Raw genomic sequence first — 24,861 nt, 5'->3', positions numbered from 1 at the left:
CGCTGAGCTAATGCCTGGTTCTCTGCTGTGGCCGAGCTGTCTTGGTCAAGGTTATGTGTGCGAACAGAGAGGACTCGCAGAATAGCACCGACAAAAGCACTCTTAAAAGTGCTTTTCGAGCATCTGAATACGTGACTTCGAGAAGGAAAGGCGATACCCCGAAAGATAGGGAACAAGCACGAGTTCGGTGAAGCCATACGGCAGGCACCGCCCTGCACACCCCGCGCTACGACGGCCTTTAGCGCAGCTTCTCCAGCATCTGGTAGTACCACATGCCCACCGCCAGCATCGGGTTGCCGAAGACGTCGCCCATGGGAACCTTGATGTGCGAGCAATCGGCGAAGGTGTCGTAGTGGCCGAGGCTGCCGGTCATGGCCTGGGCCATGATCTCGCCCATGATGTGGGTGGTGGCGATGCCGTGGCCGGAGTAGCCCTGGCAGTACCAGACGTTGGGCGAGAGCTTGCCCAGCTGCGGGATGCGGTTGATGACGATGCCCATGGCGCAGCTCCACTGGTAGTCGATCTCGATACCCTTGAGCGCCGGGAAGGTGCGTTCGATGGCCGGGCGCAGCTCGCCGGCGATGTCCCGCGAGTCACGCCCCGAGTAGTTGGCGCCGCCACCCAGCAGCAGGCGCTTGTCGGCGGTGAGGCGGTAGTAGTCGAGCACGAAGCGGCAGTCGTAGACGGCCAGGTCCTGGGGGTTGATGCGCTCCGCCAGCTCGCCCAGCGGGCGGGTGGTGACGATGCCGCCCATGGCTGGGAAGATCATGCCCTTGAGCTTCTTCGGCTCCAGCTTGTGGTACACGTCGCCGGCCAGCAGCACCTGGCGGGCGTTGATGCGACCCTGGGCGGTGACCACCGCCGGGCGCTCGCCGTGGACGATCTCCAGCACCTCGGAATGCTCGAAGATCATCGCCCCCAGGCTCTCTGCCGCACGGGCTTCGCCGATGCACAGGTTGAGCGGGTGCAGGTGCATGTTGCGGGTGTTCTTCAGCGCGCCCAGGTACAGGTCGCTTTCCAGGTGCTGGCGCACGCCGGCGGCGTCGAGCAGGGTCACGTCGTCGCCCATGCCGCGGCGCTGGGCCTCCTCGAAGGATTCGCGCAGCTCGTCGATATGGGCCGGCTTCATCGCCGCGTGCAGGTGGCCGTGCTTGAGGTCGCAGGCGATGCCGTACTTCTCCACCCGGTTCTTGATGATCGCGTGGCCGCGCCAGCGCAGGTGCCAGATGAAGTCATCCACCTCCTCGCCCAGGCGCTTGCGCATCTGCTTGCGCATGGCGGCGTCGCCCGAGAGGCTGCCGGTGACCTGGCCGCCGTTGCGCCCGGTGGCGCCCCAGCCAATCTTCTTCGCCTCCACCAGGGCGACCTTGAGGCCGCGCTCGGCCAACTCGACGGCGGTGGCGACGCCGGTGAAGCCGCCGCCGATGATCACCACGTCAGCCTCCACCGTGCCCTGCAGGGTGGGGTAGTCGGTCTCGGAATTGAGGGTGGCGGTGTAGTAGGAGGCGCAGCGCTCGGCGCTGGGCGTGGTCTTCAATGCGACATTCATTTCGGTTCCTGCGAGGCCCTCGGGGGCCCTCTCTGTACGAATTCGGTTTACCTGCTGGATGCAGCAGAACAGCCGTCGCCCCGCACACGCGGGGGCGGCTTGGCCGGGCATCAGGCCTGGTTGAGGTACCAGCGCCAGTCCTGCTCACCCACTTCGGCCATGAACTGGCGGTACTCGGCGCGCTTCACCGCGAGGTAGACGCCGAGGAACTCCGGCCCCAGGGCCTCGCGCGCCCAGCTGGAGTTCTCCAGGGCCTGCAACGCGGTGAGCCAGTCGGTGGGCAGCAATTCCTTGGCCTGTGCATAACCGTTGCCTTCCACCGGCTCGCCCGGGTCGATCTCGTCGCGGATGCCGCGGTGGATGGCGGCGAGGATGGCGGCCGCCGCCAGGTAGGGGTTGGCGTCGGCGCCGCAGATGCGGTGCTCGATGTGGCGGGTGTAGGCCGGTCCGCCGGGCACGCGCAGGCTGACGGTGCGGTTATCCACACCCCAGGTGGGCGCCAGGGGCGCGTAGCTGTTGGCCTGGAAGCGGCGGTAGGAGTTGGCGTTGGGGCAGAACAGCAGCAGCGAATCCAGCAGGGAGGCGAGCATGCCGCCCACGGCCAGGCGCAGTTGCGGGGTACCGGCCGGGTCTTCGCTGGCGAACAGGTTGCGGCCTTGCGCATCGGCCAGGCTGACGTGCATGTGCATGCCGGTGCCGGCCAGGTGATCGAAGGGCTTGGCCATGAAGCAGGCCTGCATGCCGTGGGCATTGGCCACGCCCTTGACCAGGCGCTTGTAGCGCACGGCCTGGTCCATGGCCTCCAGCGCGTCGCCGTGTTCCAGGGTGATTTCCACCTGGCCCGGCGCGTATTCGGAAATGGCAGTACGGGCGGGAATGCCCTGGGCCTTGCAGGCCGCATAGAGGTCGGCAAGGAAGGGCTCGATCTGCTCTAGCTCGCGCAGGCCGTAGACCTGGGTGGTGCGCGGGCGGCGGCCGTCGCCATCCAGTGCCGGTTGCGGGCGGCCCTGGGCATCGGGCTTCTGGTCCAGCAGGTAGAACTCCAGCTCGCAGGCCATCACCGGGTGGAAGCCATCGGCCTTGAGGCGCTCGATCACCTCGATCAGCACATGGCGCGGGTCGGCGATGGCGGCGGGCATGCCCTCGCTCGGGTGCATGCTGACCTGCACGGCGGCGGTGGGCATGCGGCGCCAGGGCATGCGCACCAGGCTGCCGGCCAGCGGGTAGGCGCGGCAGTCGATGTCGCCCACGTCCCAGACCAGGCCGGAGTTCTCCACATCGTCGCCATTGAGGGTGAGGCCGAGGATGGTGCTCGGCAGCGGCCGGCCGCTCTGGTACACGGCGAGCAGCTCATCGCGGTGCAGCAGCTTGCCCCGTGGCACGCCGTTGGCGTCGAGGATGAACAGCTCGAAGGCGTCGATATCGGGGTTCTGGTCGAGAAAGTCTCGGGCTTCCTGCTCTGTGGCGAATTTCATCTGGCTCTCTTCAGCGCCGCGACGGGCGCAGGTGATGATCCCGGGCAAGGCCATGCAAACACTGTGCAGCCGTGCGTTCGGGAACGGATCGTCATCAAGGTAGGCCAGTTTCCGCAGCGGGAACCGGCCGGCGATCAGAAGGGAGCAGCGTCCGGCGGGCGCGCGTGGCGGCAGTGCCAGAGGGCCCAGAAGGCCAGTTCGAGGGGAAGGGAGACGCTGGGTTGCCCCGGCCACCGGCGCTCGCACCGCAGCCTGTGCCCCGCCGGTGCGGCGAGGGGCTCGGGTGGTGCAATCAGTGACGGGGGAAAACCCATTGTGGAACGCCTGGATATGGAATGGCACGAGCCTCGCACGCCGCCAAGGGTGCTTAAAATCCAGTTTTTCCTATCTATTGTTCAGCCGGCGCTAAACAAAGAGCGAAGAGGGTGCGCACGACCTGCAGGGGCGAATTCATTCGCCCGGAGCCGCAGAGCGACCCTCTCCACAGCCTGGACTCGCCCTGCTCTTGTGGGAGCGGTTTCAACCGCGATGGCACTAGGCACAGGCCCGATCGCGAATGAATTCGCTCCTACAGACAAGCATCCGGACTCAATCGTCGTCCTGCGCGCCCTTCATGGATTCATAGACTTCCACGGCGTCGATCTGCAGCTCATCGGCCAGTTCCAGCACGCGGGCCACGTCCTGCTTGTAGACCAGCACGGCCTGAAGGATGTCGTCTTCCATCGGGTCGCTGAAGCCCACCAGCACATAGCCACCCTTCTCCGGGTAGAGGGCGCTGAGCTGCACCTGGATGCGGTGCATGGCGCGCAGCGGGTCGACCTTCTTCAGCTGTTTGGGCTGGATGTTGAAGGTCACCTCCGGGCCGAAGGAATCGATGATCTGCTGCAGCAGGTCCGGGTAGTCGTCGGCGTGGAAGAGCACGGTTTCCGGCAGGCTGCCGACCACCACCCACTCGCCCAGGGGAATGGTGAAGCTGTCGTCGTAGTTGATGTCCGGGTTGGCGGCGAGGAAGGCTTCGGGATCGGCGAAGGCTTGGCTGGCTTCGTCGGCGATCGTGTCGATTTCTTCTGCCGACATGCAGCCCGAGCTGATTTTGGTGATGAGTTCGATCAGCTGCGTTTTCATCTGGAAAGGGTCCTGCGGGTGGGAAAGGCGTGAAGGATATAGGCAAGTCGCCCGGCCGGCCATGCGCCCCCGGCTCGTCGCGCCCACAAAAAAGCCCGTCGCGGGGACGGGCTCTTGTGCAACAGGCACGGATCAGGCGCGCAGCTTGCCGCTCCAGTCCATCAGGCTGCGCCACAGGCACACGCCGACGAAGTAGGCCGAGGACAGGCCCCAGAGCGCGACCATCATGGATTTCAGGTCGGGGTACTGGATGATCAGGAACATGCTGCTGAGCATCCACACGAAGGTCACGGTGATGTTCAGCGGCATCAGCTTGCGCACGCGGAAGGGGTGCAGGAACTTCAGCTTGGTCAGGGTCAGCGCAGCCAGCACGCAGATGATCGCGAAGCTCGCCACCGGCGGCAGGTCGATGAGGTAGAGGTACAGCGCGACCACGTTCCAGGCGGCGGGGAAGCCGACGAAGTAGTTGTCGCTGCTCTTCATGTTCAGGTTGCAGAAGCAGAACAGCGACGACACCAGGATCAGGCTCACGGTGGGCAGCACGGTGTAGTCCGGCAGCGGCACGTAGCGGTAGATGAAGAGCGCGGGGATGAATACGTAGGTCAGGTAGTCGATGACCAGGTCGAGGGTCGAGCCATCGAAGTTCGGCAGCATGGTGCTGGTCTGGACCTTGCGCGCGAAGCTGCCGTCCAGGCCGTCTACCAGCAGGGCCGCGCCGAGCCAAAGCAGGCAGTCGCGGGGCTGGTTGTCGAAGAGGGCGAGGATGGCCATCAGCGCCAGCACCACTCCGGTGGCGGTGACGCCATGTGCAGACCAGGCCTTGGCTTTGTTGACCGTATTGATTTGTGTGGACACGTGGGTCTCTGTTCCGCTGAGTAGGTGGCGATAGTCCGTAGACAACTGGAATTTCTTACGCGTTCATCGGGCGATGCCGACGAAGATGCGCACAATGCCGAAAATCTTACTCTCTGCGCTACTAATTCGCTGCTAGGTCATTCACAGGGACCCACAAATTCTTCCGACCGGCGCCCTGCTCCGCCCACTCGGGAGGCTCTGCGACGGGCGCTGCACCGGGCGCCGCCGCTTATCGGTCAACGGCCATCCTGCGCGGCTTGCATCGGCTGCCAGCACGCTGCACCCTAGCGACCTTTTCCACGGCTCCCGCTACCGGCATGAACCAGGCCCCCGATCCTTCGCGCTGCACGCTCTGCGGCCTGGCCAACGACTGTGCCGAGGAAGCCGCCAACGGCCAGCCCTGCTGGTGCTTCAGCACGCCGATCGCCCCCGAAGCCCTGCGTCGCATCCCGCTGGACGCCCAGGGCAAGGCCTGCCTCTGCCCCCGCTGCGCCCGCCTGCTGCCCCCCGAAGACCCCACCTGATGCGCCTCGACCGCCTGCTCGGCAACCTCCCCGACCTCAACCGCCAGGCCGCGCGCCTGCAACTGGCCACGGGGCGCGTGCGGGTCAACGGCGCCGTGGTCACCAACGGCAGCCTCGAAGTGCGGGTGTTCGACCGCGTCACCCTCGGCGAGCGCGAAGTACAGCCCGGCAAGCCGGCGCGCTACTTCATGCTGCACAAGCCGGCCGGCTGGGTCAGCGCCACCGAGCACCCCGAACACCCCACGGTGCTCGACCTGCTGGACGAGCCCGACAAGCATGAGCTGCACCTGGCAGGGCGCCTCGACCTGACGACCACCGGCCTGCTGCTGATCACCAACGACGGCCTCTGGTCGCGCCGCCTCACCCTGCCGCAGACCAAGCAGCCCAAGGTCTACACCGTGGAAACCGAGCAGGTGATCGACCCGGCCTGCATCGAGACCTTCGCCCGTGGCCTCTACTTCGCCTACGAGGGCCTCACCACCCTCCCCGCGCAGTTGGAGATCCTCGCCCCTCGCACCGCCCGGCTGACCCTGCACGAAGGCCGCTACCACCAGGTCAAGCGCATGTTCGGCCACTTCCAGAACAAGGTGCTGCGCCTGCACCGCGAAAGCATGGGCGAGCTGCACCTCGACCCGGCCCTGCAGCCCGGCCAGTACCGCGCCCTGAGCGCGGACGAGATCGAGCTCTTCTAAGGGACCGACGGCCGGCGCCTAATCGACTGCAACTTCTCCCCTCCCCTCTCCTCTGAGGAACATCGGAGATGACCATCCGGTGGCAAGGCGCGAAACAGAGCGGCAGCCTTTTCTTCATCACCCGACGGGCTGCACGGAAAAAGTGCTGATTCGCGCTTGCAGGGGTAACTGACCTCTGCTTGAATCCAAACCGAAGGTCAGAGTGTGACCCATGAGTCACCACAGCCTTCCAAGCGATCCGCAACACCCCGGCGCTCACCCGCCGACATAGGTTTCCTGCCTGGTCAAAGCGCAGCTCCGGCCCCTCCAAGGGCGCTGGATGTCCTGCTCTTTTTCGACCTAAGTTACTGAAAAATAAATAAATTCCAATAAAAACCGCCTGACATTCTCTTGTCATCTCCAGGCGTTTATCTGACTGCCCGAATGCTCCGCGAACGAGGCCTGCCTCGTCCGCACGACCCACTTGCGCCAGGAGGAAACGACATGAGGCCACAGACCCAGGTCGTCACGATCGACAGGAAGTACAAGGTACACACGGAGTTCTACGGCAACCCTCAAGCCAGCCGCACCATCATTCTGGTCAACGGCTCGCTGGCCACTACAGCCTCGTTCGCGCAGACGGTGAAATACCTGCAACCGCAGTTCAACGTGGTGCTCTACGACCAGCCCTACGCCGGCCGGTCCAAGCCCCACAACGACCACAGCCGGCCGATCACCAAGGAAACCGAGGCGGAAATCCTCCTCGAGCTCATCGAGCACTACCAGGCGGACTACCTCTCGTCCTTCTCCTGGGGGGCGTCGCCGCCCTGCTCGCCCTCGGCCAGAGCCCGGCGCGCATCAGGAAGGCGGTGATCAACTCCTTCTCGCCGATCCTCAACGAGCCGATGCTCGATTACATGAAAAACGGCATGAACTACCTGCAGGCAGTGGACCGCGAGAACGTCGGCACGCTGGTCAACGACACCATCGGCCGCTACCTGCCGGCGCTGTTCAAGCGCTTCAACCACAAGCACGTCGCCAACCTCGACGAGCACGAATACCGGCAGATGCACTTCCACATCCGCCAGGTGCTGTCCCTAGACGCCAACTGCTACGTGGACTGCCTCAAGGCCGTGGACATCCCGCTGCTGTTCGTCAACGGCGAGCACGACGTCTACACATCTCCCAAGGATGCCCAATTGTTCGCCGAGCACGTGCGCGACTGCCAGTTCGCCACCATCCGCAACGCAGGCCACTTCATCGACATCGAACACAAGGCCGGCTGGCTGCAGACCCAGCAAGTGATGCTCGGCTTCCTCGACACGCCCGCCAGCACCAAGCAACCGCGCCACCTGCAGCCACTGCCGACCCAGGCGATGGCCGTCTGACCACCCGACGCAGGCCCCCGCAACGGGGGCGTCCATACCACGCCGCCAGGTAGCAGGCGTGCATTAAGTGCATGATCGGGCTTCATTTTGGCCAAGGCTTCTGGTAAAAAGGCGGCCTTGAAAGCGGGCGTCGTATAATGGCATTACCTGAGCTTCCCAAGCTCATGACGAGGGTTCGATTCCCTTCGCCCGCTCCAGACATAGAAAGGCCCGCAGTCTCATCGAGATGCGGGCCTTTTGCTTTCCAGCTCCCGTAGGTTGGCGCCGAGCGCAGCGAGGCCCAACGGCTCATTGGCATAATCTGCCAATCCCCCATACAGTGGCCCACTCCCCCTCTTGGAGTCGATGCCATGCCTACCCGAAACGTGGTGCTCAGCGACCACCAACACGAATTTGTCGAACGCCTGGTGCAATCCGGTCGCTATCAGAACGCGAGCGAGGTGCTGCGCGAAGGGCTGCGCCTTATCGAGGAGCGTGAGCGCCTGGAAGCAGCCAAGCTCGATGTCCTCCAGCAGGCGGCCCGTAAAGGTCGGGAAGATATCGCGGCGGGTCGTTACCTGGATGTGGAAGATGCCCAGCTCGAAGACTTCATCGGTCAGCTTGGCCAGCAGGCCGCTCGACGCAAGCAAGACTGATGGCCCGGTACCGTTTATCCAAAGCCGCGCAAGCCGACATCCTCGACATTCTGGCCTGGACGGACGAGCAGTTCGGCGAGATTGCACGCCAGCGCTATCAGGCCCTGATCGTTGCCGGCCTGCGTGATGTCGCATCAGCCCCGAACCAGGCCGGCAGCGCGGAACGACCGGAGCTCGGCGACGGCGTTCGCTCCTGGCATCTACGACTGAGTCGCGAACGGGGCCGCACAGCGTCGGGCATCGTGCGCAATCCCCGGCACTTCCTTATCTACCGGCAAGAGGCGGACAGGATCGTGATCGACCGGGTTCTACACGATGCGATGGAGCTCTCGCGTCACCTGCCTGTCGAGTAGGCTGGCTGATATCCCCATGTTGGGCTTCGCACGCTCAGCACCAACCTACGGTGATCACCGTGCGCAGCCCGCCCTTCACTCCGGCGCCGCCCCCGCCCGGACCTTCCGCCCCTCCAGCTTGGTCCGGTACATCGCGTTGTCCGCGTGCAGCATCAGTGCCTCGGCGGTGGTGCCGTCCTGGGGGTAGATGCTCAGGCCGATGCTGGCGCCGATGTCGAGGGGGTGGCCCTTCACTGTGATGGGGTCGGCCAGGGCCGTGAGGATCTTGTTCACGACGGCCTTGGCAGCGGCGGCAATGTCCTCGCCCTGGATCAGCACCACGAATTCGTCGCCGCCGAGCCGGGCCACCAGGTCGCCGCTGCGCACTGCACCGCGCAGGCGCCGGGCGACGACGATGAGCACCTCGTCGCCCACCGAGTGGCCCATGTCGTCGTTGATCTTCTTGAAATCGTCGAGGTCGAGGAACAGCACCGCCAGTTGCTCGCCGCTGTCGGCCACGCCGCTGATGGAGCGCTGCATCTGGCGGAAGAACTGTCGCCGGTTGGGCAGGTCGGTCAGCGAGTCGTGGTCGGCCAGGTGGCGCAATTCCTGCTGGTTGCGGCTCATCATTTCCATGTGCGACTTGAGTTCGCGGCGCATCAGGTCGAAGCCACGGGCCAGCACGCCGATCTCGTCCTTGCGGGCGATGGGCAGCGCGACGTCGTGCATGTGCTCGGTCTGGAAGCTGCGCGCGGCGTGGCTGAGCATCTGCAGCGGCCGGGTCAGGGCGCGGGAGAAGAGCACCGCCAGCACCACCGCCAGCACGCTGAACACCAGCACCATCTGGATGATGCTGCGCCCCAGGGAGCGGCCACTGCCGAGCACGTCTTCCAACGGTCGCGAGAGGCCGAGCACCACGAACTGGTCATCCCCCTTGAGGCCGAAGGGCTTGCGCACGAAGGCCATGATCTTGCCCTCGGCCCGGGTCGGTGCGTCCAGGCCGTTGATCAGGATGCTGGGTTCCTGGCGGCTGAGCAGGCGCTGGGTGTCGGCGAAGCTGTCCTGGATGAGGATGCGCCGCCCCTTGTCGAAGCCGAAGGCCATCGCCGGCTCCGGGTGCACCAGGAAGTCGCCCCACTGGTTGGCCAGGTACAACTGGTGCCCCTGCGGCAGGTCCGCCTCCAGTTGTTCGAGGAAGCGCTTGAGGTCGACGTTGATGACCACCACCCCCTGCACCACCCCGTCCTTTCCCGCCACGGGCGTAGCCACGCGCAGGGTCGGGGTGCCGTCGGCCGAGTGGGCGCCGCGCTCGTGGTTGACCGTGATGGGCGCGAGGTACACCTGCCCCGGCTTGAGCTGCAGCGTTTCGAACACGTAGGGGAAATGGCCTTTCTCCTGCAGCAGCAGGCCGTCCACCTCGACCATGCGCTGGCCGTCGCGATCGAAGCGGATCACCTCGATGCCGTGGTGCTGGCGGCTGATCAGGCGCACCTGGGAGTACTGCGGGTGCAGGCGCATCACCGTGGCGAAGACACCGGCCAGGTGCGGTTTGGCGCCCGGCAGCGAACCGAGGCTGGCGACCTGCGCGCTGGAAGGCATCTCGGCCAGGGTCAGGGCGTCGGCGTCGATGTCGCTCAGCAACGACGACAGGCGCTGGCTCAGCAGCTCGGTGGAGGTGAGCAGGTTGCCTTCGGCCTCCTTCACCAGCAGCGCCTGGTTGGCCGAATAGGAGAAGTAGCCGGTGATCCCCGACGAGAGGATGCCGATGCAGGCGAGCAGGATCGACAGCTTGACGGTCAGGCCCATGCGCATGGCTAGAACCTCTCCTCCCGGTCACCGGAGACGATGCGGCTCCACAGCGTCTCGCGCCGGCCGACGTCCTCCACCGGTTGCAGCCAGATGAGCCGCGCATCCCCCGCCGGCTCCAGCGGGGCCTCCAGGGTATTGGCCAGGCCCTGGCGCTCGCTCAGCAGCTTGCCGATGCGGGGTTCGAGCATGTAGTCGATCCACGCCAGCGCCAGCTCGGGGTTGGACGCGGTGCGCGTCATGGCCCAGCAGTCCAGCCAGGCGATGGCCCCTTCATCGGGAATGACATAACCCACATCGGCGCCGGCCTGGCGTAGTTGCGTCACCTGCTGCATGCCGTAGTTGGCGAACAGCAGCGCCGCCTTGTGCCGCAGGAACAGATCGGTCGCCTCCTCCGGCAGGCTGTAGTAGGCCAGCAGGTTGCGCCGCAGGGCCACCAGTTGCCGGGTCACCTGGCGCATCTCGGCGTCGCGCAGGTGGAAGGGATCGGGCAGTCCCAGGGTCAGCGCGGTGAAGGAGAAGTTGTGTTGCGCGCTGTTGAAGGCCAGCACCTTGCCTTGATAGGCCGGGTTCCACATCTCGGCCATGGAGCGCGGCGGCACCGGCACCTGCTGGCGGTCGTAGATGAGCCCCATGGCCGCGTAGGTGAAGGGAATGGCATACACCTGGCCGTCCCGCGTCAGCCCCTCGATCGACTCGCGATCCTGGAAGCGCGGCAACTGGAAGCGGGTGTTGGGCAGGCGCGAGACATCCAGCGGCTGCAGCATGCCGTTGTGGTAGTAGCGCTGGATCTCGGCGGTGTTGGCGGCGAGCACGTCGAACAGCTCGCCGTCCTGGGCGTGCAACTTGTCCCAGAGGGACTCGTCGGAATCCACCAGGGTCACCACCACCTTGACCTGGTGCTGCTGCTCGAACGCCTTCACCACATCGGCGTCGGCGTAGCCGGGCCAGGCCAGTACATGCAGCACATCGCCGTCAGCCGCCAGGGCCGGCACGGAGATGCACCAGGCAACCAAAGCCCAGATCGAACACAGTCTGCGCATATCCCCGCCCTGGACGGAATTAGGCTGATTGAACGATTCCGAAGCATGAACCAACCGCCCCCGCCCAGGCCTCCAAGCACTGACCGGGAATGCACCTCGAACCTGAAATAACCGGGCGACCAGCCTGCTTGCCCTGGCCGGAATGGAGCGGTCGCGACGGATTCCCCACAGCATAGCGATGACGCAACCCGTTTTGCTCGTCGATATGGCCAAAAGCCGCCATCCGCGTGGAGGATCGGACAAACGGAGCGCCACGGCAGCCCATCGCCCCCTCGCCGGCGGCCCTTCACCCGGGCGCACAGCGGAATGGGCACGAGAATCGGGCAAGAGTGGGACGCCCGTACCGCCGCGGACGAGCGGGCGCACGGGCGATTCCTCTGCCCGGCACTTGGTGGCTAAATAGGCCCCCTGGGAACGCCAGCGGCCTGGCCGCGCGTCCGCCCCACCGCACACGCACAAGAAACGAGGACCGTCATGAACACCGGTTTTGCCAGCATCACCTCCCCCCACGTCCGGGTGCCGCACCATGTCGCCGGCCAGCCCCAGCAACGCCAGGCGGTGAACCCATGATCGAAGTCACCGAAGCCTCCATCGCCGAACTGCGCGCCGCGCTCGAATCCGGCCGCACCACCGCCGTCGAACTGGTCGAGGCCTACCTAGCCCGCATCGACGCCTATGACGGCGAGGACACCGCCACCGCCCTCAACGCCGTGGTCGTGCGCAACCCCGAGGCCCTCGAAGAAGCCCGCGCCGCCGATGCCCGCCGCGCCCGGGGCGAAACCCTCGGCCCGCTCGACGGCATCCCCTACACCGCCAAGGACAGCTACCTGGTCAAGGGCCTCACCGCCGCCTCCGGCAGCCCGGCCTTCGCCGAACTGGTGGCCCAGCGCGACGCGTTCACCATCGAGCGGCTGCGCGCCGCCGGCGCCATTTGCCTGGGCAAGACCAACATGCCGCCCATGGCCAACGGCGGCATGCAGCGTGGCGTCTACGGCCGTGCGGAAAGCCCCTACAACGCCGCCTACCTCACTGCGCCCTTCGCTTCCGGCTCCTCCAACGGTGCCGGCACCGCCACCGCGGCCAGCTTCTCGGCCTTCGGCCTGGCCGAGGAAACCTGGTCCAGCGGCCGCGGCCCCGCCTCCAACAACGGCCTGTGCGCCTACACGCCCTCGCGTGGGGTGATCTCGGTGCGCGGCAACTGGCCGCTGACGCCGACCATGGACGTCGTCGTGCCCTATGCCCGCACCATGGCGGACCTGCTCGAAGTGCTCGACGTGGTGGTCGCCGATGACCCGGACACCCGTGGCGACCTGTGGCGCCTGCAGCCCTGGGTACCGATTCCGGCCGCCTCCAGCGTGCGCCCCGCCTCCTACCTGGAGCTGGCGGTGAAGGCCGAGGCCCTGGCCGGCAAGCGCCTCGGCGTGCCGCGCATGTTCATCAACGCCGACCCGCAAGCCGGCACCAGCGAAGCCCCCGGCATCGGCGGCCCCACCGGCCAGCGCATCAACACCCGCGCCTCGGTGATCGACCTGTGGCAGGAGGCCCGCCAGGCCCTCGAAGCCGCCGGCGCCGAAGTGGTCGAGGTCGATTTCCCGCTGGTGTCCAACTGCGAGGGCGACCGCCCCGGCGCCCCCACCGTGTTCAACCGCGGGCTGGTGTCCAAGGAATTCCTCCACCACGAGCTCTGGGATCTCTCCGCCTGGGCCTTCGACGACTTCCTCCGCGCCAATGGCGACCCCAGGCTCAACCGCCTGGTGGACGTCGACGGGCCGAAGATCTTCCCCCACGACCCGGGCACCCTGCCCAACCGCGAGGGCGACCTGGCGGCGGGCATGGACGAGTACGTGCGGATGGCCGAGCGCGGCATCACGCCCTGGGACCAGATCCCCACCCTGCCCGACGGCCTGCGCGGCCTGGAACAGACCCGCCGCATCGACCTCGAAGAATGGATGGACCGCCTGGGCCTCGACGCCGTGCTCTTCCCCACCGTCGCCGACGTGGGCCCGGCCGACGCCGACGTCAACCCCGAATCCGCCGACATCGCCTGGAGCAATGGCATCTGGGTCGCCAACGGCAACCTCGCCATCCGCCACCTGGGCGTGCCCACGGTCACCGTGCCCATGGGCGTGATGGCCGATATCGGCATGCCCGTCGGCCTCACCTTCGCCGGCCGCGCCTACGACGACTCCACGCTGCTGCGCCTCGCCTCGGCCTACGAGGCCACCGGCAGCAAGCGCCGGGTGCCGCCGCGCACCCCGCCGTTGGCGCGCAGCTGATAGCCCGGCGGGATCGGGCGCCGATCCCGCCGGAACTCACCCACTCCTCCCCCTCATCGAGAAGGTGCTTGCCCCCGGCCCGAGCCTGGAGTACCAATCAGGTCCGCCCTGGGGATACGCACATGGAACTACTGGATCGCTACAAGGGATGCCTGCTCGGCCTGGCCAGCGGTGACGCCGTCGGCACCACCCTCGAATTCTTCCCGCCCGGCACCTTCAAGCCCATCGACGACATGAACGGCGGCGGCCCCTTCGCCCTCGCGCCGGGCCAATGGACCGACGACACCTCCATGGCCCTGTGCCTCGCCGAAAGCCTGCTGGAGAAGAGCGGCTTCGACGCCGCCGACCAGATGACGCGCTACCTCAACTGGTGGCAATGGGGCTACTGGAGCTCCACCGGGCAATGCTTCGACATCGGCACCACCATCCGCGAGGCGCTGACCCGCTACCAGCAGACCGGCGAGCCCTTCGCCGGCTCCAGCGAACCGGATACCGCCGGCAACGGCTCGCTGATGCGCCTCGCCCCGGTGGTCATGTACTACTTCCCCCACCAGGAAGACGTCACCCGCTTCGCCCAGCAGAGCTCGCGCACCACCCACGGCGCCGCCGAAGCGGTCGAGGCCTGCAAGCTGCTGGCCGAGGTCATCGCCAACGCCCTGGCCGGCAAATCCCGCGACCAACTGCTCGACGCCTCCCCCGCCCTCTACCTGCAACCCGCCATCCGCGAACTGGCCGGCGGCAGCTTCATCGGCAAGCCCCGCGCGCAGATACGCGGCACGGGCTACTGCGTCGCCTCCCTCGAAGCCGCGCTCTGGTGCTTCTGGGCCACCGACTCCTTCGAAGCCGCCGTGCTCGAAGCCGCCAACCTGGGCGACGACGCCGACACCACCGCCGCCATCGTCGGCCAGGTCGCCGGCGCCTATTACGGCAAGCCCGGCATCCCGGCCAGATGGCTCGGCAAGCTGCACCAGGGGGATGAGATCGAGAAGATCGCGGAAGGGTTGTATCAGGCGGCGATCAGCCGCGCTTAGGAGCGCTCAGCATCCAGCCGGCCATGGCTGTGGTAGTTGATGAAGTCATGCATGGCCGGGCTGAGCTCTTCCTGCGCAACGACGCGCCAGAAGCGCTTCTCCCCCAGCACCGGCTCGAGCCGCTTGATGAGTTCCTGGGCACCGTTGTGGTTACCGTGGCGTAACCAGTGCACGAGCAAGCTTTCGCTTTCCTGCCTGGACAGCCTCGCCCCCTGAACGAGCAGGAGCGTAAAGCGGAAATTCAGCGGCCAAAGCTGTTTGAGGAACTCGAGTTTTTCCGTACTGGGCAGCTCCGCCAACCAGCGCCGGACATGCTTATCCGTCGCGGCATTTCTTTTCGCCACCTGTTCCGGTGTGTAAAGCGGCTCGTTCACATGCATCTCCTTGGGCACAACGGCGTGAAGCGGTCCTATTTCCTGGGCTCAGGGCAAGCCGTGGAATCCCCCGGCTTGAGCACGAACGTCGGATAGGCCTCGAAATCATCGCCATTGCCGAAGGCGGTGGTCTGGGTCTCGTAGCCCCGGCTCTTCACGCACCAGTTCCAGAAGAACTCCTGCGCCCCGTGGATCACGAAGAACTCGAGGCGGAAATCCTTCACCTTGTAGAAGGTCGCGACACCTGCCGGGTCGGTCATCGCCGCCGCCCTGAACTGCTCCCAGCCATAGGGATAGGCGCTGCTGATCAACACCACCTCCGCCGACTCCAGCGGCTGGCCCTGCTCGTTGCGCACCTGTGCCTCGGCATAGGGCTGGAGGGTCTTGTAGACGGGGACGCAGGCGCCGAGGGCGGTGCAGACGGCGAGTGTCAGCAGGCCCTTTATCAACTTAAGATCCATTCGAAACCCTTCCTTTGCAGCTGACACGGCATTCTCGAGTAGCCCCACTCATCCGACGATAAAAATGAGCGAGCAATGTACTTAGTCGAAATCAACCAGAACCGCCCTGACTTCAGAGCTTTCATCGACCTGCTCTACGGCGCAGGCCGTAATGTCGATACCGACGGCGACGCCAACCCCGTCTACAGCCGAACCTGGACCTACCTCTACATCGCCGATCGCGAGAGCGACGACCCTGCAGTGGATATCTACGAGCTGGAAGAGCAGCCGGGCGTCTATGCGGTGGAGTCGGAGTCCGAGCGCCTTATGCAGCTATCGGCGCTCTACCTGTTCATGACATGCGGGAGCTCGCTGGTACACCGCTCATGCGCGCTAACGGCTGACGCCATCTCGGTGCTCAAGGCCCGGTACAGCCTGGAGTTGTCCCGGGCGGAGGCCGCAGTGTGGCATGGCTCATCTGCTGATCTTCCATACCCGAACAGTAAATGACCGTGCGCGGGTTCAAGTCTCCAGCTTCGCTACTGGTTATCCACAAAGATGAGTCCTTCCACCGGGCGGCGGCGGGCTGAAGCCCACCCTACTCAGTTCCGCTCCGGGCAATGCCATATCACGCTATGCCACATGCTGCCTGCCACGGTGAACTGCACCATCAGCATCTGGGATTCATTGTGGTCCGGTGCCTTTGTGTAGTTGAAAAAGAGCGTCGAACCAATGCTTTCGCCGAAGCTGAACACCCTGCCAACAGGAGCCCCGAACCGTTCCAGCGCTGCAGCCACCAAATGCCATTCGCCGGAGGAGAAAGACTTCAGGCTCTTTCGCCACTCGACGTATTCGGTATTAAGAAACAGATCGTGAGTGAAGGCGGTGAGCGCCTCTTCACCTTGAGTCGACAACATGGCTATCCCAGATAAGTCATCACGCGATTGAGTTCAGGCGAACACTCTACGGCTAACCACGAGCTACGCAACAACCGACAATACCCCCGTAGCCCGTAGCCTGGGCTTCAGCCCAGGGAACCGTTGCCCATCGTCCGCACACTCCGCTCAGTACCACGCCGCCACTCGATCAGCAGCGCCGCCCCCGCCAGGAAGAGCGCCAGCAGGTAGGCGAAGAGCCCCAGGTTGATGCCGAGGATCATCTTCTCCGAGCCGTCGCTGAGCACCATCGAGCCGCCGTAGATATGGCGCAGCCAGTAGCTGAGCAGGAAGCCGCCGGTGACGAACAGCGTCAGCAGGCTGGAGAGGCGCAGGTCGTTCCTGAACCACACCAACCACAGGCTGAAGAGCCCCAGCACCGTGTTGGTGAAGAGTTGCCACACCTCGTGCAACCGCGCGTGGGCCTCCCAGGCCTGGTTGAAGACGTGGGTGTCGTTGACCTCCAGCACCGGCACCACGGCGGCGTAGAAGACGATCCCGACGGTTACGAGCAGTTTCGACAGCATGAGCGACTCCTTGTTGATTGCGGTGGCCGGCGGCAACTTCGCCTCAGAACCCCGTCAGCAGCACGACGACCAGCGCCACCTGGGCCAGCAACGTGAGGGCATGGCCGCCCTGCCGCAGCTTCAAGACCCCGGCCAGCATGCCGATGGCATGGCCCCCACGCGCCAGCAGGAAAGCACCTGCCACAGCGGCCAGCGGCGCAAACGAATGAGCCTGGGCCTCCGCGATCAGCAACAAGAGAAGGAACAGGAGCGATTGCTCCAGGGCGTTGCCGTGGGCACGCACGGCCAGCTGCAGGGCTTTGTGGCCGCCACTGCCGAGGCTGACGCGGTGGCGCATGCGCAGCCTGGAAACATTCAGGGAAAGCCCCGTCAGCAAGACAGCGGCCAGCGCCGCCGAGCAGGAGGTTATCGGGAGTTCGAGCATGTTTTTCTCCAATACTTACACTGTAAGAAAACTTACAGCGTAAGCTGGCAGAAGCTGATTTACACTGCAAGCCTTTTCATTGGAGGGGCGCACCGTGCCACGCAAGAAATCACTGCCCGACGCCACCACCACGCAGCCATCGGTACGCGAGCCACTGACGCGGGAACGGATCGAAACCGAGGCCCTGCGGCTGATCGAGCAGGATGGGCTGGAGGCGTTCAGCACACGCCGCCTGGGCACCGCCCTGGGGTGCGAGGCGATGAGCATCTACAACTACTTCCCCAGCAAGGCCCACATCCTCGACGCCCTGGTGGACCGGGTGCTTTCGACCGTGGAATTCCCCTCGCGGGGGGAAGCACCGGCCCACCGCCTGCAAGCACTCGCGGTGCAATGGCGCCAATTGGCCAGGCGGCATGCGCGCCTCTACGCCTGGCTGGCCCTGCATCGCTGGAACTCGCGGACGGGTGTCGCCTTCCTGGGGGAGATACTGGATTGCTTCAAAGCCGCGGGGCTGGATGACGAGGCCGCTGCCAGGGGCTTCCGCGCACTGGGCTACTACCTGCTCGGCGCAACCCTGGACGAGATCAGCGGCTACGCCGAAGGCACCTCGTCGTTACGCCCCATCAGTGACGAAGAGTTGGCACAGGACTTCCCCCTCGTTGCCCGGGCGGGCGAATACTTCAAACCGGAACACTTCGACCGCACCTTCGAACTGGGCCTGAACGTGCTGCTGGCGGGGTTGGGGATCGAGTGAGCAGAGGGCTTGAAGGCATCGCCTTCCCTACTGCCTGGCAGTTCTTCAGAGGCCAGAATCGTCCTCATCCCAGAACGCCCCTGGCTCCGCATACTTCCCATCCCTGATCACGGCGCACCAGCCAAAGCGGGTGTAGAACATCTCCAGGTCGACGATCCGGTATGTTCTCTCCCCGATCATCTCCAGCGTGATCAGCCCCTGGCTGTAGTGGGTGTACTCCCCTCCCGCCCCTGCAACCGCCCTCAACTCCAGTTCACGGCGATCCCACCCGGAAACCAGCCCTTCCGAGGGAGGGACGGTTACCGCAAACGCAATGGCAAAGTCCGCTGCCACCTTGCACAGGCACGGAATCCGCACGTGCTGGAGCATCGCTTCGGTTCGCAGGTCCTGAGGAAAGTCGATAGTCAGAATCATGATCAACGCCCTTCAGTGCCCGCGTCGGTCATCCATCACGACGCCACGTCCTTGGTGCCCTTCGCATTGCGCTCCCGCCATTGATCCATCACGCGCTTGGCATTTTCCGCGCAGTCCATGCCCTCGGGCTTGCCTTCGATGCTGGCGATGGTCTGCAGCAAGCGCTCGCGGCTTTGCGCCAGGCGCTGCTGGACGATCTCGATCTCGGCGACCTTGGCGTGCAGGCCAGCCAGCAGGCGATCGTGGTCGCCGATGCGCAGATCGGCACCGGGCATCAGGCTGCGCATTTCCTCCAGGCTGAAACCGGCCTGTTGCCCGCAGCCGATGATTTCCAGCACATGCAGAGTTTCCTCGGGGTAGTCGCGGTAGCCATTGCCCAGGCGCTGGGCGCGGATCAGCCCGCTGGCTTCGTAGAAGCGGATGCGCGAAGCGGCCAGGCCGCTGCGCTTGGCGAGTTCGCCGATCTTCATTTATTTGCTGCTCCCCTATTGACCTTGAAGTTGACTTTAACCTTAGCCTTTGCGACGTCACAGCCCCCGCCGCGTTGTGCTCCCCTCGAGCCGACGACCGGCAACTACCCCGGAGAGCTCCATGTCGCCTTTCCAGCCCCTGTTACTGCCCAACGGCGCCGTCATCCCCAACCGCATCGCCAAGGCGGCGATGGAGGAGAACCTCGCCAACCCGGACCAGACCCCCTCCGACGAGCTGCTGCGCCTCTACCGCGCCTGGGCAGAGGGCGGCGCCGGCCTGCTGCTGACCGGCAACGTGATGGTGGACGCCCGCGCCATGACCGGCCCCGGCGGCGTGGTGCTGGAGGAAGGCCAGAAGCTGGAGCGCTTTCGCGAATGGGCGCGCATCGGCCGTGCCCAGGGCGCGCAGTTCTGGATGCAGATCAACCACCCCGGCCGGCAGATGCAGGCCAACCTCGGCCAGCCCACCGTGGCGCCGTCCGCCGTCGCGCTGGACCTGGGTGGCCTGTCGAAGATGTTCCCGGTGCCCAAGCCCCTGGACGAGGCCGAGATCACCGCGCTGATCCAGCGTTTCGCCCGCACCGCAGCCCTGGCCGAGCAGGCCGGCTTCACCGGGGTGCAGGTGCACGCTGCCCACGGCTACCTGCTGAGCCAGTTCCTCTCGCCCCTGAGCAACCGTCGCGACGACCGCTGGGGCGGCTCGCTGGAGAATCGTGCACGCTTCCTGCTGGAAGCGGTAAAGGCGGTGCGCGCCCAGGTCTCGCCCGGCTTCTGCGTGGCGGTGAAACTCAACTCGGCCGACTTCCAGCGCGGCGGCTTCGAAACCAGCGACGCGCGCCAGGTGGTGCTCTGGCTCAACGAGCTGGACGTGGACCTGGTGGAGCTTTCCGGTGGCAGCTACGAGGCGCCGGCCATGCAGGGCGACGCCCGTGACGGCCGCACCCTAGCCCGCGAAGCCTACTTCCTGGAGTTCGCCCAGGAGATCGCCGCCATCGCGCGCATGCCGGTAATGGTCACCGGTGGCATCCGCCGCCTGCCAGTGGTGGAGCAGGTGCTCGCCGGTGGCGTGGCCATGGCCGGTATCGCCACCGCCCTGGCCGTGGACCCCGCCCTGCCCCGCCGCTGGCGCAACGGCGAAGCGAAGGCCAGCGCCGAGCTGCCGCCGATCCGCTGGAAGCGCAAGGCCCTGGCCGCGCTGGCCTACATGGCCCTGGTGAAATTCCAGATGCGCCGCCTGGCCACCGGCAACCAGCCGGACCCCAGCGCCTCGCCGCTGAAAGCGCTGCTGAACGAGCAGTGGAAGACCCTGGGCCGCACACGGCAGTACAAGAAGCAGATGAGCAGCCGGGGCTGATTGCGACCAGCCTGCTTCCCGGGCTGAAGCCCAGGCTACGGGGTTGGCTCGTGTGTAGGGTGGAGGTCGCTTTTTACCTCCACCAGCGTTGCCACAGCGGGCCGCGAATGTTGGACCGATAGAGCGGGGTCCACCCTTGTATCTCGACTAACTACCCCTTCAGGGGTAATAGTTCCCGACTGATCATCGGGGGAGGGGCTGGAAGTCGTGTCCACCCTTAGGCCCTGAGCCTGCGACGTAGATAGTGCTCCGCCCCTCCACACTCACTCGAACAGCCCGAACGGTATCTTGAGCCCAGAGCTCGCATTCACAAGGTTGGGCCGGGTGCAGTGATGATCGCATTTGGAACGATCAGGAGGAGCTCACATGCCCAGTGTCATTGGTATCGACATTGCCAAGCATACGTTCGATATCGCCACCCTGCAGGCGAACGGCAAGTACCGCACCAAGGCCAAGTTGGCCAACAGCGAGGCGGGCTTTCGCACGCTGCAGGAGTGGCTGAACAAGCACAGCGAGGCGGGTGCCTGGGTCGTGATGGAAGCCACCGGCATCCACCATGAAGCCCTGGCCGAATGGCTGCTGGAACAGCGCTATCGGGTCTGCGTCCTCAACCCTGCGCAGATCGCCCACTACGCCCGCAGTCAGCTGCAGCGCGTGAAAACTGACAAGGTCGACGCCAAGCTGATCGCCGAATACGGCGAGCGCCACCAAGATGAGCTACGGCCCTGGCAGCCTGAACCTCGCGCCATACGGCGCCTGAAAGCACTGATGCGGCGCCTGGCAGATCTGCAGGAAATCCAGCAGATGGAGAGCAATCGCCTGGAGGTGGCCGATACCAGCGTGCAGGAGTCGATCCGCTCAGTGTTGCGGCACATCGAGCAACAGATCGAGGAAACCCTCAAAGCCATCAACGACCACATCGACAATGACCCGGATCTGCGTGGCAAACGTGATCTGTTGACCAGCATCGATGGCATCGCGGACAAGACAGCCGCCCTGATCCTGGCGGAGCTGGGCGACCCTCATCGCTTCACCAGCAGCCGCGCGATTACCGCCTTTGCCGGACTCAACCCGCGTTTGCAGGAGTCTGGTAAGTACCGGGGGCAGACCCGCATTTCCAAGATGGGCTCATCGCGGCTGCGTGCTGGGCTGTACATGCCTGCCGTTTGCGCCCTGCAGCACAACGGGGCGATCAAAGCGATGAGAGAACGCCTCAGAGCCAAGGGCAAGACCGGCATGCAGATCATCTGCGCAGCGATGCGTAAGCTGCTGAACATCGCTTATGGCGTCTTGAAATCGGGCCAGCCGTACGACGTAAAACTGGCCCTTGCTCACTAGGGATCAAGACGGTATCTACATAAGCCTGCTACTGCGGTGTGGAGGCTCCCGGGCTGAAGCCCAGGCTACGGATTGATCCGTGTGTAGGGTGGAGGTCGCTGTTTACCTCCACCGGCGGTGTCGCAATGGGCGGCTACGCGTGAGCCACTGTGGCGGCGTGCTCGGTGGCGGCAAGAAAGGTACGGAAGCCGACTTCGACGCCTGCACGCAGGGCGGCGGGGTCGAGCCGCCCGTCTTGCTCTTCCAGGCGCTTCAGGAATCCGGGCCAGAGCGGCTGGCCTTCGCCGTGGCCGAGGTAGCCGAGGGCGCTGTCGGCGCCGGGCCAGTTGGCCTGGCGCACGCGGCCGGCGAGCAGGCGGGAGCCGAGGCGCGAGCCTTCCAGCACATAGGCGAGGCCCCAGAGGGAGCCGGTGTCGATGGGGAGTGCCGTGGCGAGCGCATCGGGGATGGGCAGTTGCAGGGTTTGCAGGTCGCGGCACAGGGCTTCGCGGCGGCGGCGTTGCGGCCAGTCGTCCAGCAGCCGTTCGATGCCGGCGGTTTCCAGGGCCGGCTCCAGCGCCAGCAGCGCGCGGGCGTGGGCCTGGAGGAAGGCACCGTAGCCGGCGCGGCTTTCCAGCGAATAGGTCGAGTAGGCCTGGTCGACCCGCGCGTGCCAGTGCTCCCCCGATTCGCGCAGGAACTGGCGCAGGCTCATGCCGCCGCCCCTTTCAGTGCGGCGCTGAGCTTGGTGGCCAGTTCTTCATCGCGGAAGGGCTTCTGCACGATCACGCTGTCGCCCACATCCAGCTCATCGAGCTCGGCATAGCCAGTGATGAACAGCACCGGCAACTGCGGGTAGCGTTGCCGCGCCGCGCGTGCGAACTCCGCGCCGTTCATGGCGGGCATGGCGAAATCGGTGAGCAACAGATCGACGCCGTCATCGAGCTCTTCCAGGCCCCGTGCCGCACTCTCGGCCTCGCGCACCCGGTAGCCCAGGGCGTGCAGCAGCGCCGCAGTCACCTCACGCACGTTGTCGTCGTCGTCCACCAGCAGGATGGTGCGCTTCGGGCCACCCAGAGGGGGGTCGGCGGGCAGGTGCAATTCCGGTTGTTCTTCGCCGGCATCGGCCTGGATGCAGGGCAGGAAAACCTTCACCGTGGTGCCCCGCCCTTCCTGTGTCTCGATGCTGACGCCACCGCCGGACTGCTTGGCGAAACCGAACACCTGGGCCAGCCCCAGGCCGGAGCCCTTGCCCACCTCCTTGGTGGTGAAGAAGGGTTCGAAGGCCTTGGCCAGCACCTCGTCGCTCATGCCGCTGCCCGAGTCGGTGATCGCCAGCACCACGTAGGGGCCGGGCTCCGGGTCTTCGGGGCGCTGCGCGGGCTCGCTGATGACCTGGTTGGAGGTGCTCAGGCGCAGGGAGCCGCCGGTGGGCATGGCATCGCGGGCGTTGATGGCCAGGTTGAGGATGATCATCTCCGTCTGGGTCGGGTCCACCAGTGCGCCCCACAGGCCGGGAGCGGTGTCGGTCTCGATCCAGATGGCGCCACCCAGGGTGCGCTGGAGCATGTCCAGCAGCCCCTGCACCGTGTCGTTGAGGTTGACCGCCACCGGCTCCAGGCGCTGGCGCCGGGCGAAGGCGAGCAACTGGCCGGTGAGCTTGGCACCACGCTCGCCGGCTTCCTTGATGTTCTGCAGGCGGCCCTGGGTGCGCTCGAAGGTGCCCCGGGCCAGGTCGCGCTCGATGAATGTGGTGCTGGCGAGGATCACCGTCAGCAGGTTGTTGAAATCGTGCGCCACGCCCGCCGTGAGCTGGCCCACCGCCTCCAGGCGCTGCATCTGATGCAGGGCCGCTTCGGCGCGCTGGCGCTCGTGGATCTCTTCGCGCAGTTGCTGGTTGGTGGTAGCCAGTTCGTCCATCACCGCACGCTCGTAGCTGATGTCGCGCACGGCGGCATACATCAGCCCCTCGTCGGGGACCACCGTCCAGGACAGCCAGCGGTACTCGCCGTCCTTGTGGCGCATGCGGTTGACGAAGCGGGTGGAGACGTTGCCGTTGGCGATGTTCTCGGCCTCTTGCAAGGTGGCGTCGATGTCGTCCGGGTGGATCAGTTGCCAGAGCTGCACACGGGTCAGCTGCTGGCGGGTGAGGCCGAGGGTCTCTTCCCAGGCAGGGTTGAGGGCGATGGGCGTCATGTCGAAACGCAGCACCGCCAACAGCTCGCGGGAGAGTTCCCAGGTGCGGTCGCGCTCGCGGGTGCGGCGCTCCACGCGCTCGCCCAGCATCTCGTTGAGGCGCTGCAGGGCCTCAGTGGCGTACTTCTGCTCGCTGATGTCCTGCAACACGCCGATGAAGCGCACGCAGCGGCCGTCTTCGAAAAAGGCCCGGCCACTGGTCTGCACCCAGCGCTCGCGGCCGCCGGGCAGTTGCAGGCGGTACTCGACCTGGTATTCGTTGCCGCTGTCCTGGGACAGCGCCTCGTTCATCTTGCGCTCGAGGTAGGGGCGGTCCTTCGGGTGGCAGCGGTCGAGGAAGGTACGCAGGTTGATCTCGGCGTCCTGGGGCAGCTCGTAGAGCGCCTTGCAGCGCTCATCCCAGATGACCCGGTCGCCCTCGGGCTGGTAGTCCCACATGCCCATGCGCGCCGAGTCGATGGCCAGGCGTGCGCGCACCTCCACTTCCATCAGCGCTTCTTCGGCCATCCGCCGGCGACGACGCTCATGCACCTCGGAGAGCGCGCGGGTCACCGCCTTGGGCAGCAGGCTGAGGTTCTGCTTGAGCACGTAGTCGATGGCGCCCTGGCGCATCATCTCCACCGCGTGCTCCTCGCCGAACACGCCGGAGAGGAAGATGAACGGGGTCTTGGGTGCGAGGCGTCGCGCCACTTCCAGGGCCTGGGCCCCGGAGGAGCCGGGCAGGATGAAGTCGCAGAGGATCAGGTCGTACTGCCCGCGCAGCAAGGCTTCTTCCACGGCCCGGTGGTGGTAGACCAGGGTGGACTCCACCGACAGGCCGCTGCGTTCGAGCGTCAGCAGGGCCAGCTCGGCATCACGGGAGCTGTCTTCGACTAACAGCAGGTTCAAAGGCTTCGGCGGCATGGACGGTCGTCGTGGCTTCCTGTTTCCCGGCGCGGGGCCGAGG

25 protein-coding genes, 1 tRNA gene and 1 pseudogene are annotated in these 24,861 nt (G+C 65.7%); 12 read left to right on the top strand and 15 right to left on the bottom strand.

Features of this window, described 5'->3' with window-relative positions:
- Positions 1-238: 238 nt before the first annotated feature.
- The 4 genes from PSm6_RS17250 to pcsA form a co-directional block, all read right to left on the bottom strand.
- Positions 239-1,549, bottom strand: a complete 1,311-nt coding sequence (locus PSm6_RS17250; RefSeq protein ID WP_265167848.1) for an NAD(P)/FAD-dependent oxidoreductase — start codon at positions 1,547-1,549, stop codon at positions 239-241.
- A 110-nt stretch (positions 1,550-1,659) separates the two neighbouring features.
- Complete coding sequence (locus PSm6_RS17245) at positions 1,660-3,024, bottom strand: glutamine synthetase family protein (protein ID WP_021216988.1); 1,365 nt, start codon at positions 3,022-3,024, stop codon at positions 1,660-1,662.
- A gap of 588 nt (positions 3,025-3,612) precedes the next feature.
- Positions 3,613-4,149: a hypothetical protein gene (locus PSm6_RS17240; RefSeq protein ID WP_043246146.1), complete on the bottom strand. Its 537-nt coding sequence runs from the start codon at positions 4,147-4,149 to the stop codon at positions 3,613-3,615.
- Positions 4,150-4,281: 132 nt separating this feature from the next.
- Positions 4,282-5,004: a phosphatidylcholine synthase gene (gene pcsA, locus PSm6_RS17235; RefSeq protein WP_021216986.1), complete on the bottom strand. Its 723-nt coding sequence runs from the start codon at positions 5,002-5,004 to the stop codon at positions 4,282-4,284.
- 317 nt (positions 5,005-5,321) lie between these two features.
- Here pcsA and PSm6_RS17230 point away from each other — a divergent pair, with 317 nt between their 5' ends.
- The 6 genes and pseudogenes from PSm6_RS17230 to PSm6_RS17205 all read left to right on the top strand — a co-directional run bounded on the left by PSm6_RS17230 (position 5,322) and on the right by PSm6_RS17205 (position 8,575).
- The gene (locus tag PSm6_RS17230) at positions 5,322-5,528 is read left to right on the top strand and encodes a cysteine-rich CWC family protein (RefSeq protein WP_265167847.1); all 207 of its coding nucleotides are present in this window, start codon (positions 5,322-5,324) and stop codon (positions 5,526-5,528) included.
- Positions 5,528-6,220, top strand: a complete 693-nt coding sequence (locus tag PSm6_RS17225) for an RNA pseudouridine synthase (protein ID WP_043246141.1) — start codon at positions 5,528-5,530, stop codon at positions 6,218-6,220. The genes PSm6_RS17230 and PSm6_RS17225 overlap by 1 nt, the downstream gene beginning before the upstream one ends.
- Before the next feature lie 483 nt (positions 6,221-6,703).
- Positions 6,704-7,587 (top strand): annotated as a pseudogene (locus tag PSm6_RS17220) (alpha/beta fold hydrolase).
- 123 nt (positions 7,588-7,710) lie between these two features.
- Positions 7,711-7,784 (top strand) — tRNA-Gly (locus PSm6_RS17215).
- 153 nt (positions 7,785-7,937) lie between these two features.
- Positions 7,938-8,222, top strand: coding sequence for a type II toxin-antitoxin system ParD family antitoxin (locus PSm6_RS17210; protein WP_021218734.1), 285 nt, complete (start codon positions 7,938-7,940; stop codon positions 8,220-8,222).
- Positions 8,222-8,575, top strand: a complete 354-nt coding sequence (locus tag PSm6_RS17205) for a type II toxin-antitoxin system RelE/ParE family toxin (RefSeq protein ID WP_021218735.1) — start codon at positions 8,222-8,224, stop codon at positions 8,573-8,575. Before PSm6_RS17210 ends, PSm6_RS17205 begins: the two co-directional genes overlap by 1 nt.
- Before the next feature lie 75 nt (positions 8,576-8,650).
- On the opposite strand, the gene PSm6_RS17200 is transcribed toward PSm6_RS17205, so the two are convergent.
- Positions 8,651-10,366 (bottom strand): GGDEF domain-containing protein, encoded by a 1,716-nt coding sequence (locus PSm6_RS17200; RefSeq protein WP_021218736.1) that lies wholly within the window; start codon positions 10,364-10,366, stop codon positions 8,651-8,653.
- A gap of 2 nt (positions 10,367-10,368) precedes the next feature.
- Positions 10,369-11,403: an ABC transporter substrate-binding protein gene (locus tag PSm6_RS17195; protein WP_031287473.1), complete on the bottom strand. Its 1,035-nt coding sequence runs from the start codon at positions 11,401-11,403 to the stop codon at positions 10,369-10,371.
- Between the two features lie 566 nt (positions 11,404-11,969).
- Between PSm6_RS17195 and PSm6_RS17190 the strand changes: the two genes are divergently transcribed.
- Positions 11,970-13,679, top strand: a complete 1,710-nt coding sequence (locus tag PSm6_RS17190) for an amidase (protein WP_265167846.1) — start codon at positions 11,970-11,972, stop codon at positions 13,677-13,679.
- A gap of 122 nt (positions 13,680-13,801) precedes the next feature.
- Entirely contained in the window at positions 13,802-14,710 is a 909-nt protein-coding gene (locus PSm6_RS17185) for an ADP-ribosylglycohydrolase family protein (RefSeq protein WP_265167845.1), read from the top strand.
- Here PSm6_RS17185 and PSm6_RS17180 read toward each other — a convergent pair.
- Positions 14,707-15,084: a hypothetical protein gene (locus PSm6_RS17180; protein ID WP_169708378.1), complete on the bottom strand. Its 378-nt coding sequence runs from the start codon at positions 15,082-15,084 to the stop codon at positions 14,707-14,709. The two genes, PSm6_RS17185 and PSm6_RS17180, sit on opposite strands and share 4 nt — an antisense overlap.
- A 35-nt stretch (positions 15,085-15,119) precedes the next feature.
- Positions 15,120-15,545: a hypothetical protein gene (locus PSm6_RS17175; protein ID WP_021218742.1), complete on the bottom strand. Its 426-nt coding sequence runs from the start codon at positions 15,543-15,545 to the stop codon at positions 15,120-15,122.
- Between the two features lie 75 nt (positions 15,546-15,620).
- On the opposite strand from PSm6_RS17175, the gene PSm6_RS17170 reads away from it, so the two are divergent.
- Positions 15,621-16,034, top strand: coding sequence for a hypothetical protein (locus tag PSm6_RS17170; protein WP_021218743.1), 414 nt, complete (start codon positions 15,621-15,623; stop codon positions 16,032-16,034).
- A gap of 92 nt (positions 16,035-16,126) precedes the next feature.
- On the opposite strand, the gene PSm6_RS17165 is transcribed toward PSm6_RS17170, so the two are convergent.
- The 3 genes from PSm6_RS17165 to PSm6_RS17155 all read right to left on the bottom strand — a co-directional run bounded on the left by PSm6_RS17165 (position 16,127) and on the right by PSm6_RS17155 (position 17,410).
- The gene (locus PSm6_RS17165) at positions 16,127-16,441 is read right to left on the bottom strand and encodes a hypothetical protein (protein WP_043242665.1); all 315 of its coding nucleotides are present in this window, start codon (positions 16,439-16,441) and stop codon (positions 16,127-16,129) included.
- A 107-nt stretch (positions 16,442-16,548) separates the two neighbouring features.
- Complete coding sequence (locus PSm6_RS17160; protein ID WP_021218745.1) at positions 16,549-16,986, bottom strand: hypothetical protein; 438 nt, start codon at positions 16,984-16,986, stop codon at positions 16,549-16,551.
- A gap of 43 nt (positions 16,987-17,029) precedes the next feature.
- Positions 17,030-17,410 carry an MAPEG family protein gene (locus PSm6_RS17155; RefSeq protein ID WP_021218746.1) on the bottom strand — a complete coding sequence of 127 codons (381 nt, stop codon included), beginning with the start codon at positions 17,408-17,410 and terminating at the stop codon, positions 17,030-17,032.
- A 94-nt stretch (positions 17,411-17,504) separates the two neighbouring features.
- Between PSm6_RS17155 and PSm6_RS17150 the strand changes: the two genes are divergently transcribed.
- Positions 17,505-18,164 carry a TetR/AcrR family transcriptional regulator gene (locus PSm6_RS17150; protein ID WP_148304235.1) on the top strand — a complete coding sequence of 220 codons (660 nt, stop codon included), beginning with the start codon at positions 17,505-17,507 and terminating at the stop codon, positions 18,162-18,164.
- Positions 18,165-18,209: 45 nt separating this feature from the next.
- On the opposite strand, the gene PSm6_RS17145 is transcribed toward PSm6_RS17150, so the two are convergent.
- Together PSm6_RS17145 and PSm6_RS17140 are read right to left on the bottom strand one after the other, a co-directional pair.
- Entirely contained in the window at positions 18,210-18,578 is a 369-nt protein-coding gene (locus tag PSm6_RS17145) for a hypothetical protein (RefSeq protein WP_265167842.1), read from the bottom strand.
- Between the two features lie 35 nt (positions 18,579-18,613).
- Complete coding sequence (locus PSm6_RS17140; RefSeq protein WP_021218749.1) at positions 18,614-19,048, bottom strand: MerR family transcriptional regulator; 435 nt, start codon at positions 19,046-19,048, stop codon at positions 18,614-18,616.
- A gap of 121 nt (positions 19,049-19,169) precedes the next feature.
- Between PSm6_RS17140 and PSm6_RS17135 the strand changes: the two genes are divergently transcribed.
- On the top strand, positions 19,170-20,402 hold the full coding sequence (locus PSm6_RS17135) for an NADH:flavin oxidoreductase/NADH oxidase family protein (RefSeq protein WP_021218750.1): 1,233 nt from the start codon (positions 19,170-19,172) through the stop codon (positions 20,400-20,402).
- Between the two features lie 366 nt (positions 20,403-20,768).
- On the top strand, positions 20,769-21,740 hold the full coding sequence (locus PSm6_RS17130; protein WP_265167841.1) for an IS110 family RNA-guided transposase: 972 nt from the start codon (positions 20,769-20,771) through the stop codon (positions 21,738-21,740).
- Between the two features lie 133 nt (positions 21,741-21,873).
- On the opposite strand, the gene PSm6_RS17125 is transcribed toward PSm6_RS17130, so the two are convergent.
- Together PSm6_RS17125 and PSm6_RS17120 are read right to left on the bottom strand one after the other, a co-directional pair.
- The gene (locus tag PSm6_RS17125; RefSeq protein ID WP_265167840.1) at positions 21,874-22,434 is read right to left on the bottom strand and encodes a biliverdin-producing heme oxygenase; all 561 of its coding nucleotides are present in this window, start codon (positions 22,432-22,434) and stop codon (positions 21,874-21,876) included.
- The gene (locus tag PSm6_RS17120; RefSeq protein ID WP_265167839.1) at positions 22,431-24,818 is read right to left on the bottom strand and encodes a response regulator; all 2,388 of its coding nucleotides are present in this window, start codon (positions 24,816-24,818) and stop codon (positions 22,431-22,433) included. Before PSm6_RS17120 ends, PSm6_RS17125 begins: the two co-directional genes overlap by 4 nt.
- Between the last annotated feature and the right edge of the window lie 43 nt (positions 24,819-24,861).

This window comes from Pseudomonas solani, from assembly GCF_026072635.1.
Lineage (GTDB): Bacteria > Pseudomonadota > Gammaproteobacteria > Pseudomonadales > Pseudomonadaceae > Metapseudomonas > Metapseudomonas solani.
Note: the sequence above shows the minus strand (reverse complement) of the source record. Positions and strands in the feature narration are given on the sequence as shown.